The organism is Acidisoma sp. (assembly GCF_035492295.1).
Lineage (GTDB): Bacteria > Pseudomonadota > Alphaproteobacteria > Acetobacterales > Acetobacteraceae > Acidisoma.
Window position 1 is genome coordinate 1 of record NZ_DATJJK010000181.1, and the last position, 10,186, is coordinate 10,186.

General features: G+C 63.6%; 11 protein-coding genes. 2 read left to right on the top strand and 9 right to left on the bottom strand.

Going from position 1 to position 10,186, the window contains the following annotated elements; genetic code table 11:
- The 5 genes from VL752_RS13335 to VL752_RS13355 all read right to left on the bottom strand — a co-directional run.
- On the bottom strand, positions 1–285 hold a 285-nt coding region (locus VL752_RS13335), incomplete at its 3' end, for an ATP-binding cassette domain-containing protein (protein WP_325356013.1).
- Position 286: 1 nt separating this feature from the next.
- Entirely contained in the window at positions 287–940 is a 654-nt protein-coding gene (locus VL752_RS13340) for a DUF2291 domain-containing protein (protein WP_325356015.1), read from the bottom strand.
- 142 nt (positions 941–1,082) lie between these two features.
- Positions 1,083–1,733: a dihydroxyacetone kinase subunit DhaL gene (gene dhaL, locus VL752_RS13345; RefSeq protein WP_325356017.1), complete on the bottom strand. Its 651-nt coding sequence runs from the start codon at positions 1,731–1,733 to the stop codon at positions 1,083–1,085.
- 378 nt (positions 1,734–2,111) lie between these two features.
- On the bottom strand, positions 2,112–2,600 hold the full coding sequence (locus tag VL752_RS13350; RefSeq protein WP_325356019.1) for a hypothetical protein: 489 nt from the start codon (positions 2,598–2,600) through the stop codon (positions 2,112–2,114).
- Positions 2,601–2,656: 56 nt separating this feature from the next.
- Positions 2,657–3,169: a hypothetical protein gene (locus VL752_RS13355; RefSeq protein WP_325356021.1), complete on the bottom strand. Its 513-nt coding sequence runs from the start codon at positions 3,167–3,169 to the stop codon at positions 2,657–2,659.
- A gap of 404 nt (positions 3,170–3,573) precedes the next feature.
- Here VL752_RS13355 and VL752_RS13360 point away from each other — a divergent pair, with 404 nt between their 5' ends.
- Together VL752_RS13360 and VL752_RS13365 are read left to right on the top strand one after the other, a co-directional pair.
- Positions 3,574–4,470 carry a fructose bisphosphate aldolase gene (locus VL752_RS13360; RefSeq protein WP_325356023.1) on the top strand — a complete coding sequence of 299 codons (897 nt, stop codon included), beginning with the start codon at positions 3,574–3,576 and terminating at the stop codon, positions 4,468–4,470.
- A 143-nt stretch (positions 4,471–4,613) separates the two neighbouring features.
- Positions 4,614–5,126 (top strand): DUF6790 family protein, encoded by a 513-nt coding sequence (locus tag VL752_RS13365; RefSeq protein ID WP_325356025.1) that lies wholly within the window; start codon positions 4,614–4,616, stop codon positions 5,124–5,126.
- Here the strand turns inward: VL752_RS13365 and VL752_RS13370 are convergent.
- From VL752_RS13370 to VL752_RS13385, 4 genes are all read right to left on the bottom strand, one after another.
- On the bottom strand, positions 5,123–6,313 hold the full coding sequence (locus tag VL752_RS13370) for an amidase (RefSeq protein ID WP_325356027.1): 1,191 nt from the start codon (positions 6,311–6,313) through the stop codon (positions 5,123–5,125). The two genes, VL752_RS13365 and VL752_RS13370, sit on opposite strands and share 4 nt — an antisense overlap.
- Positions 6,310–7,926, bottom strand: coding sequence for an ABC transporter substrate-binding protein (locus VL752_RS13375; protein WP_325356029.1), 1,617 nt, complete (start codon positions 7,924–7,926; stop codon positions 6,310–6,312). Before VL752_RS13375 ends, VL752_RS13370 begins: the two co-directional genes overlap by 4 nt.
- Positions 7,923–9,344 (bottom strand): amidase family protein, encoded by a 1,422-nt coding sequence (locus VL752_RS13380; RefSeq protein WP_325356031.1) that lies wholly within the window; start codon positions 9,342–9,344, stop codon positions 7,923–7,925. Before VL752_RS13380 ends, VL752_RS13375 begins: the two co-directional genes overlap by 4 nt.
- A partial coding sequence (locus tag VL752_RS13385) for an amidase family protein (RefSeq protein WP_325356033.1) occupies positions 9,341–10,186 on the bottom strand: 846 nt, incomplete at its 5' end. The genes VL752_RS13385 and VL752_RS13380, both read right to left, overlap by 4 nt.

Consider the following 10,186-nt stretch of genomic DNA (forward strand, 5'->3'; position numbering starts at 1 on the left):
TTCCTGGTGGATGATCGAAATGCCGCGGTCCCGCGCATCATTGGTACTGGCGAAGCGCACTTCCTCGCCGTCCAGCACAATCCTTCCGGCGGTGGGGGGAATAATCCCGGAGAGGACCTTCATCAGGGTCGATTTGCCGGCCCCGTTCTCGCCGAAGAGGGTCGTCACCTTGCCACGGTGAATGTCGAAATTGACGCCCTTCAGGGCATGCGTGTTGCCGTAGGATTTGGAGACGTTGCGGGCCGAAAGCACCACCTCGTCCGATTTGGCGGCAGGCTCGCTCATGCTACTTCACCTCGACCATGACCGGGGTGATGAGCCAGCTGTTCGGCACGACATATTGGAACGCGCCGACGACGCTGATGGTCTTGCCGGTTAGGGTCTTGGTGTCGATCTTGGACAGGACCTGAGTCTTGATCTCGTTGTTCAACGCCGAACCGGCGTTCTGATAGTCGATCTGGTTGGTGAACTGGCCGAATGTGATGGTGCCCGTCGCATCGCGCACGGCCGTGCCGTTGACGGCAGGTCCCATCTGCACGCGCACCGTGACACCGTCCGGCACGCCCGGGATCTTCACGTAATAGACGCCAAAGGTCTGCTTGCCGGCGACCCCGGTAAACTTCACCATATATTCCGTGCCGATCGTGGCGGGCACGCCGTATTTCTTCGCCGCGTCATCCGCATTCTGGGCGAGCGCCGCGGCGAGCGTTGCCGCGTCCACTGCGCGCTTCTCGATCTCGGCCTGCACCTTGGGGAAGGTCGACTGGCCATAGGCTTGAGGGTTGAAGGCGCCAGGCGGGGCGGCAGCTTCCGAGCCGAGTTTCACGACCTTCACGTTGAGCGCCATCGCAATCACCAGGATCACGGCCGCGCCGCCGAAAATCAGGGGGCTGCGCACGGTCGCTCGGCGCGAAGAGGAGGGAGCGGGGGGTGCGCTCATGACGGAAGGTTTCCTCGAAATCGGTTTTGTCTATTTGCGCGTGGCACGCGGCGGTGTTGGTCGGCGGGAACCCGAATGTCCGTCCCGAGTTGCAGGCGCGGGCAGCTGAATGGAACTGCCCGCCGTTTTCTTGTCTGCTGCCTCAGGCAGCGAGGCGTGCGAGCAGTCCGTCAGCCATGGCTTGCAGGATCATGTTGCAGGAGGCAGCACCGGCATCGAGCGTGCCGCGGGAGCGTTCACCGAGCCGGCTGGCCCGGCCGACCTTCGCGATCATATCCTTCGTCGCTTCGAGCCCGGCGGCAGAGGCCGTCTTCAGTGCTTCGAGCGATGCGGCGAAATCCTTCCCGGAGGCCTGGGCTTCGTCGAAGGCGGTCTGCGCGGGCACCAGCACGTCGACCAGGGTCTTGTCGCCCGGCTTGGCTTCGCCGAGCCCCTGTACGGCGGCAAGCCCCGCGGTCATCATGGCCGAGAAGCGGGGGCCGTCGATGGAATCGGCGCCTTCTAGAACCTCGCCCATATCGGTGAAGAAAGTGCCGTAGAGCGGGCCCATCGAGCCGCCAATATCGCTCAGCAGCGTGTCACCGAGGGTCTCAAGCCCTTCTGGGAAGGAAAATTCGCCGCGGGCGCGCAGTTTTTCGCCAGCCAAACGAAAGCCCTTACCCATATTGACGCCGTGGTCGCCGTCGCCGGTTTGGCCGTCGATTTCGCTCAACGTACCCTGTTCGCGCACGATGACAGCGACCAGATCGAAGAGTATCGGGGCAGCCTCGGTGAGGGTCACGCTCGTCTTCACAGTCCCAGTTCCCCCCGGGCTTGGCTCTGCTGGCGCATCTATGACGTCCTCCGACTTTATAGACTTTCGTTGCCCGCATCTTTGCCAGAGGCTGTGCAAATGTCAACTGGACGGAGCACATGCGCAGACATTGGCGCTGAGAATTATGCCGGATACGCGAGAATTGGCGAGTGTGCCTGCCTGATGGGCCAAGAATCCTGTCGGATCGGCCGAATTCGACCCGCGATGACGGCGCGAGAGAATGATCGTCTGAGCGGCCAATGAATTTTTGCTCTGCACAAATGCGCAAGACGCGGTAATCCGACCGACCCATGATGAGAGGGTCGACGGACCATCGCGTCTGACATCCGAGGAAGGGGCAGGCTCGCTTCTCACGTTTCAGTGAAGCCGGTTCAGGCGGGCATCGGCTCCCGTGCTGTGCCAGCGCGAAGCGCCCGTCAGCGGGACTGCGGTGAAGATCTGCCCGCATTCCGCAAGGGCCAGGACGATCCGGTTGGCGCTGTCGCAACCGGTGATTGCGGCGAATTCGACGGTCAGTCCGGAGAGAGTCTCGAAGGCCTCATCATGCCGGTCTTGCTGCTGCAGCCGGAACACATCGAGCAGACGGGCCTCGTCCTCGCTGAAATGCGGGTTGCAGACGCAATTGACTTCAAGGCTGCGCCGAGCACCATGGCTTAGCGCGCGCATGAAGCGGCCGAGTTGGCGGTCGCCGTCCGGCGCACCGAGCGTCTGGAAGACCTGCCGGATCTGGTCGCCCGTTTCGCGCTTGCGGCATTGGCCGAGCACCCAGGCGCGCATGGCCCAGAGAAGCGCGCGGTCGAGGTTGGGCAGCGCGTCGCAGCGGCCCACTGACGTGCCGAAATGCATTCGTTTATCCTTTGCCATGAAAGCGCGGCCCATGGCCGCATGGGTTCGAGGAACGGTCAGGGCCACATGATCCGGGCGCGCTGCCAGTTCCTGCCCTGCCGACGGGCGAGGTCGAGTGCCGCGCAGGCGAGGAGAGGGCCATCCGTGGCCGGCTGCGGCAGCCAGTGGCCATGTGCCGCGAGAACGGCGGCAAGAAGCATAACGCCGCGGCAGAAGAGCAGGCGGGCGCGGCTTTCCGGTAGGAAGCTTGCAAGTTCCCTCAGCGGAAAGTTTTCGGATTCGGCTTGCGCTGCGGCGGCGGCACGGAGGAAGCCGCGCTCATCGGGCGTGATCCCGAGATGACCAGGGCTTCCGATGGCGAGGCCCGCGCCGCGCTCCTCATGCAGCCGGCGATTGGCCGCGCGAAGGAGTTCTACGATCTCCTCCAGATCCCGCCATTCGCGGGAGGACCTCCGCCGATGCACGGGGAAGGGGGAGGTGCCGCCCTGCCCGATCCGCCGCAGCGTCCAGATCGCAAGCTGCTCGGCGCGGGTCCGCTGCTCGTAGCTATCGGGCGCCGGTGGCCTCATCGGGCGGGTCCTGGAGCCAGGCGAGCATGCTGCGTCATCGGCAGGAGTGACAAAAGCGGAGTTGGGCGGTCGGCCATAGGCAGTTCTCCATGCGCTGGCTTGCGGGCCAGCTTTCCGGATATGCGAACAAGTCTCAATCGCAAAATAGAGTCGGGTCGACCCGTCGTCAAGAAATGCAATTAAGAATTATTCGCATTTAATGGGATGCGGGCTGCTGGGCCCTGGGGCTTGACGGTGCTGCGCTGCCAACCAGGTTATCGGTTTGGATGGCGGGATGGCGACGATCCCCGGCCGCAGATTGCTTTGCCCCCGGCCCCATGCCAAAACTCGCTCGCGTTTGGAGAGAGTTTGAACCCTATGCACCGCCGTTTGGCTCTCACGTACCGCTGGCAAGGATGATGACCATGGCCAATGACAAGATGGCGAAGCAGATGACGGAAAAGGGAGGGTTCATCGCCGCCCTCGACCAGAGCGGGGGATCGACCCCTGGCGCGTTGCGGCAATACGGCATCCCCGAGACCGCCTATAGCGGCGACGCTGAAATGTTCCAGCTCATGCATGAGATGCGCGTGCGCATCATGACCGCGCCGGCCTTCACTGGGGACAAGGTGATCGGCGCCATCCTTTTCGAGAAGACCATGGATGGCGAGGCCGAGGGCAAGCCGGTTCCCTCCTTCCTCTGGGAGAACCGCGGCGTGGTGCCCTTCCTGAAAATGGACAAGGGACTGGAGGCCGAGGCCGATGGCGTCAGCCTCATGAAACCCATTCCTGGCCTCGATGCGCTGCTGGAGCGTGCGGTCAAGCTCGGTGTCTATGGCACCAAGATGCGCTCCACCATCAAGCTCGCCTCCCCCACGGGTGTCGCCGCCATCGTGCGCCAGCAGTTCGAGATCGCGGCGCAGATTTCGGGCCACGGGCTGATGCCGATCATCGAGCCGGAAGTGCTGATCAAGAGCCCAGACAAGACCGGCGCGGAGGGGTTGCTGCGCGAGGAACTCCTCAAGGCGCTCGAAGCCCTGCCGGCCGGACAGACAGTCATGCTCAAGCTCACCATCCCGACCGTGCCGGATTTCTACAAGCCGCTCGTCGACCATCCGAAGGTCGAGCGGGTCGTGGCGCTTTCCGGCGGCTATTCCCAGGCCGAAGCCTGCAAACTGCTGGCTGAGAATCACGGCATGATCGCGAGCTTCTCACGCGCGCTGACGGAAGGTCTCACCAAGTCCATGTCGGATGCCGAGTTCAATGCGGCCATCGGCCAGTCGATCGACACGATCTACAAGGCCTCGACCCAGAAGGTCTGAGCTGTCCCTTCCGTGCTGTTCTGAAAAGAGGGCCTTGTGCCCTCTTTTCTTGTCCGAATCACCATCGAATCGATTGACTCCGCCAATGGAGCGCCTCTAGACAGCGCGGAAAGAAGAACGCGGGAAGCGACCGGGAGACGCACATGGCTGATGCCATCAAGGGCAGCATCATTTTCGTGTTGTCGAATTTCCCGCTGACCTTTTTCGTAATCGGGTTGATCGCCTCAGGCGTCGCCATCCTGCGCGGGCCGGTGACACGAGCCCGGGTGTTGGAGAAACTCATCGCCTGGCACGTGTTCTGGGCGATCGGCATCTCCTTCCTCTACAATTTCGTCATGCATGTCTTCTTCGGACAGATGGCGGCGGCCTTCATCGGCTGGGCCGACAGCCCCTTCCAGTTCGAGGTCGGCACCGCGAGCCTCGGATTTGCGGTGGTCGCCTTCCTCGCAACCTTCCGGAGCTTTGATTTCCGCCTTGCCGCCGTCACGGGACCAGCCATGTTCACACTGGGTGCCGCCGTCGGCCATGTCCGGCAGATGGTGGTGGCGCATAATTTCGCACCCGGCAACGCCGGCGTGATCTTCTATATGGACATCATCATCCCGCTCTTCGGCTGGACCATTCTGGCGCTGCAGGACCGGGAGACCAGGCGCTAGGCCGCCAGTTCCCGCGCCATTCTCAGCAGCACCTCGTCCGCTCCGGGCCAGCCGATCAGCGACAGGCCAACGGGGATGCCCTCCGGCGTCTGGCCGAGCGGCAGGCTGATCTGCGGGAGGCCGGTGAGGCCAGCGACGCTTGTGAGTTCCGTGATCCGTCGCCCCGCCTCCGCCATGGCGGAGAGCGGGATACCCCGTGCCGGTGGCAGGATCGGCGTCGTCGGCAGGCAAAGAAGTCGGCGACCGGCGAGGCGACCGGTGATCTCCGCCCGCACCTCGGCGCGGAAGGCGTGCTCGTCGCTCAGATCCTCCTCCGCGACCAGAGCGGCGAGTGCCAGAGACCGACCGACCTCGAAGGAAAAGCGTGGGTTGAAGGCGTCGATCCAATCGCGAAAGGTGCGGCCGAATTCCGCCTGCTGCAGGCGGCGCTGCCGCTCGGCCCAGCGGGGCAGGCCCTCGGCGGAGAGGGTGATCTCTTCTGCCGGCAGCCTTGCGCGAAGCGTTAAGAGCGCCGGCGCCAGCGCTTCCTGCACTGCTTCGTCGCTAATGGCGAAAGCGTCCCAGGCGATCAGCACGCCATCGACCGTGCCACCAACTGGCTTGTCGTCCAACAGAAGGTCGTAAGCAGTCTGTAGCACTGCCGGATCGCGGGCGAAGAGACCGACCGTGTCGAAGCTGGGCGATTGCGTCATCAGCCCACGTACGGAAATGCGGCCATGGCTGGGGCGCATGCCGAAAAGGCCGCAGAAGCTGGAGGGCACGCGGACGGACCCACCCGAATCTGTGCCGAGGGCGAGATCGGCCAGACCCCCGGCAACGGCGGCCGCCGAACCGCTGGAGGAGCCGCCCGGCAGCCGCTCCGGCGCGCGGGGGTTGATGGGCGTGCCGTGGAACTGGTTGCGGCCGAGAAGACCCAGTGAAATCTCATCGGTGATCGTGCGGCCGACAAGACTGGCGCCGGCATCGAGCAGCCCCTGCACGGCATCGGCATGAGCGACGGCGGGCGGATGGCTCGCCGCCCAGTCCGGATTGCCGCAACCGGTCACGAGGCCGGCCACGTCAAACAGATCCTTGGCGGCGAAGCCACGGCCGAGAAGCGGGCCGAAGGCCGCCCCGGTCGCATGGACCGGGGCGCCGGGGACGAAAGCGCCGAACGCATCGTGCGGCGCGCGCAGGGGATGGCTCAAGACTTGTACAGCTTCCTGAAATCAAGGTGAGTGTGGAACCAGTATTCGTAGCCGTGAACGTTCTTCTGCATGGCGACGTCGAAGAAGAGGCGCGCCAGCGGGATGCGCGGAAGGTCGCTCATCACGATGTCGTTCATCTTAACCAGATCGGCATCGTAGATCGTCGGATTGGTCTGGAAGCGCGCATCCTCGATCAGGGCGTCGAGCTTCGGATTGGCGTAATTCGCGGTGTTGAAGACCGCGTTATTCTTGCCGTAGAAATTCCAGTAGAAGAAATACTCAGGCGGTACCAGCCAGCCATAGAATTCCGTGATGACGAAGGGCATCGTCTTGGACGCCATCTGGGCGAACCAGTTGGCACCTGGAACTTTCTCGATCGAGACCTTCACGCCGATCTTGGCGAGGTTCTCCTGAAGCAGCAGCGCAATCGGCTCACGCGTCGTTGCCTGGCTGAGATCGTAGGAGACCGTAGTCTCGAAGCCGTTCGGGAAGCCCGCCTGAGCGAGCAGTTTTTTCGCCTTATCCAGATCGGTCGTGTAGTGGGACACGACTGGCCATTCCGGCGGATAGGGCTTTGACGGGTCACCGCCGAACATCGGTACCCCCCGGTCATAGAGGGCGGCATCCATGATCGACTGATAGGGGACCGCCCAGGCGATTGCCTGCCGTACGATGGGATTGTCGAAGGGCTTCATCTTCACATTCATGTCGATGAAAAGAAGATCATTTTGGATCGGTGTGCCGATGACCTGCAGCTTGCCGGCCTTGGCGAGTTCCGCGTAGTCCTTGGGCGGCAGGCCGACGGAAATATCGACATCACCCTTTTCCAGCAGCGCACGGCGCGTGCCGGGGGAGGGGATTTGGCGATAGATCACGCGCTTCAACTTTGGCAGCGGGCCCGATTTCCAATCGTCGAAACGGCTGAAGACGATCTCTGTGCCGGGCTTCCAACTCGCCACCTTGAAGGCGCCGCCGCCCGCATCGTTATGCTGCACCCAGTCGAGCGCCCAGGGGTCAGACGCTGTCGCGTGCTTCTTGGCCAGCTTGGAGTTGACGACACAGGGGATCGGCACCACGAGATCGGGCATGGTGAGTTTGTTCGGAACATCGAATGTGATCTTGAAGGTATGCGGGTCGACGACGGAAAACTGCTCCGGCTTGGTCAAAGACCCAGCCCCCATCTGAATCTGCGCGAAACCTCCCACCGAGACAGCACGATCAAAGGACCATTTTACGTCCTCCGCCGTGACGGGCGAGCCGTCATGAAAAACCGCGTCCTTGCGGATGTGAAAGAGATAGGTCTTACGATCCGCGCTGATCTCCCAGCTTTCGGCGAGTTCCGGCTCCATCTTGGTGTAATCATAGGAAACCGTGCCGTTGGGCAGGACCTTGCTGCCATGGGTCACCAGCCGGTCGTAGACCTGCCAATTGACCATGCGGCTGTAGTCGTTCGCGACGGGCACCATGGTATCGAGCGAATTGGTGCCCTGTTCGCCCACCACCACCAGAACCTCCGGCGGCGTTTTGGCGAAGGCGGCTTTTCCGCCGGCCGCGAGGAGGACGGGCGATAGGATCGAACCTGCGAGCAGGCCGCGGCGACTGATCGACGTCATGCAAAGGCTCCTTCCAGGGGGGATGGGAGAGGTGTTGCCGTGGCCCCGAGCGAGCCGCCGAGGGCCGTATGGAAAGCATGGGCGAAGCTGGCGGCCGCGCTGTCTTCCAAAGCGCGGCCGACAAAACTGATGCCGAGGGGCTGGCCGTCCGCCCGGAAACCCATGGGCACGGTGACGGCACACATATCGAGAAGGTTGACGAAATTGGTGTAGGTACCGAGCATGGCGTTGAGTCGAATATTGTCGCTCAGCATCTGCTCCACCGTGAAGGTGGTCGGCGTCGTCGGCGTCACCACGATGTCGAGCCCCGCCGTCATGTGGCGGATGGTCTGGGCGTGGCGGGCAAGCGTCTGCTGCGCCACGAAGACATCCGCGCCGGAATAGCGCCTGCCCCAGCCGATGATCTCGCGCGTGGCGGGGAAGAGTTCCGCCTCATGGGCGTCGAAGAAAGTTTGCAGGTTGGCGTAGCGGCGCGCGATGAAAGCATCCTCGTACAGCATCTTCGCCGCCGCATAGAAGGGCGTGAAGTCCAGTTCCACAACATCGCCGCCCATGCCTTGCAGCCGGGCGATCGCTTCGTCGAAAAGCCGCTCGGCTTCGGTATCGCTGGCGAAGATGCGGGTCCCGCGCGAAGGCACGCCGAAGCGGAATTGCGTCGGCAGGACGGAGAGTTTCAGGTCGAAAGAATCCGCCTCGGGGCGGGAAAGCGGGTCATTCGGATCATACCCGATCATCACCCGGGTTGCGAGCACACCGTCGGCTACCGTCAGGGTCATCACATTGTGGCTAGCGCTCATGCCTGCGCGTGACCCGCCGCCGAGGGCGATGAGCCCTGGCGTCGGCTTGATGCCCACGGCATTGTTCAGCGCAGCCGGAACGCGGCCGGAGCCTGCGGCATCGCCGCCGAGCGCCATGCTGACGAGACCCGCCGCGAGCGTGACACCGCCGCCCGAGGTCGATCCACCGGAGATGAAGGCCGGGCTGAAGCTGTTCCGCGGAATGCCGTAATCGGTGCGGGTTCCATTAATTCCTACGCCGAACTGATCCATATTCGTCTTACCGATGATGATGGCACCGGCATTCAGCAGCCGCTGGACCATGGGGTCGGTCTCTGCCGCCATGCGGGAAAAGGCGCGGCAGGCTTCCGTCGTCGGGTAGCCCGCGATGTCGAAACTGTCCTTCACCGACAGCGGCAAACCCCAAAGCGGCAAATCCCGGCGATCTTCCGCTTCCAGTTCCGCCGCCCGTGCCAGCACCGCCTCGCGCGGGAGCAGAAGAATCCAAGCCGGGTCACCGCCGCGCGCGTCGATGCGGGTGAAGATGGCCCGCACAACCTCGCTCGGCGTCAGTCCCTCTGCATAGGCACGGTGCAGCGTCGCGAAATCAAGGCTACCGGTTGCGCTGTTCCAGCCGATCAAAGTCCAAGCTCCGCGAGCAGAGGCGGTTCGCGCCCGGCCCAAGGACGCGCCGCCTCGAAGGCCGCCGCTGCCCCGATGACACTGGCATCAGCCAGATGGCGGCCGGTGATCTGCAAGCCCACGGGCAGGCCGTCCGTCGTGAAGCCCGCCGGAACGGAGGCTGCCGGTTGACCGGTCATGTTCATCGGGAAGGTGAAGCACAGCCAGTCGGCCGCACGCACCATGCGACCCTCAATAATTTCCGGCCCCTGCATATGGACGGGGAAAGGGGGCGCTGCGAGCGTCGGTGTCAGCAGCAGATCATAGCGCTGCATGAAACGCCACATGCGGTTCGCGACCGCCTTGCGGGTCATATTGGCATTGGTGAAGTCCTCGGCCGTCCAATTTCGGTCGAGCAGGGCGAGAAGGTGCGGGGAGATCTCGCGGCGGCGTCCCTCCACCATGGCGCGCATGCCGACGAGGTCGCTCTCCATCGCAACGAGGCTCCAGAAAGCCTCGGCCGGATCCGCCCAGCCGGGATGCGCCTCCTCCACGATGCAGCCGAGATCGGTCTCGAACACCCGCACGGCTTCGCCCACCACGCGGCGCACTTCCGGGTCCACCGCCGCATAGCCCCAGTCCGCGCTATAGGCTACGCGAAGACCCTTGAGGTCTCGCGGCTTAGTCGCTTGCAGCCAGTCGATATCCGCGGAGGGAATGGAAAGCCGGTCGCGGGAATCAGGCCCCGCAATTACGCTCAGCATCAGCGCGGAATCGGCGACCGTCCGGCTCATCGGGCCGATATGCTCCAGGCTCTCCCAGCTCGAAACGCCGGGATAGCGCTCGTCCTTGCAACCGGGATA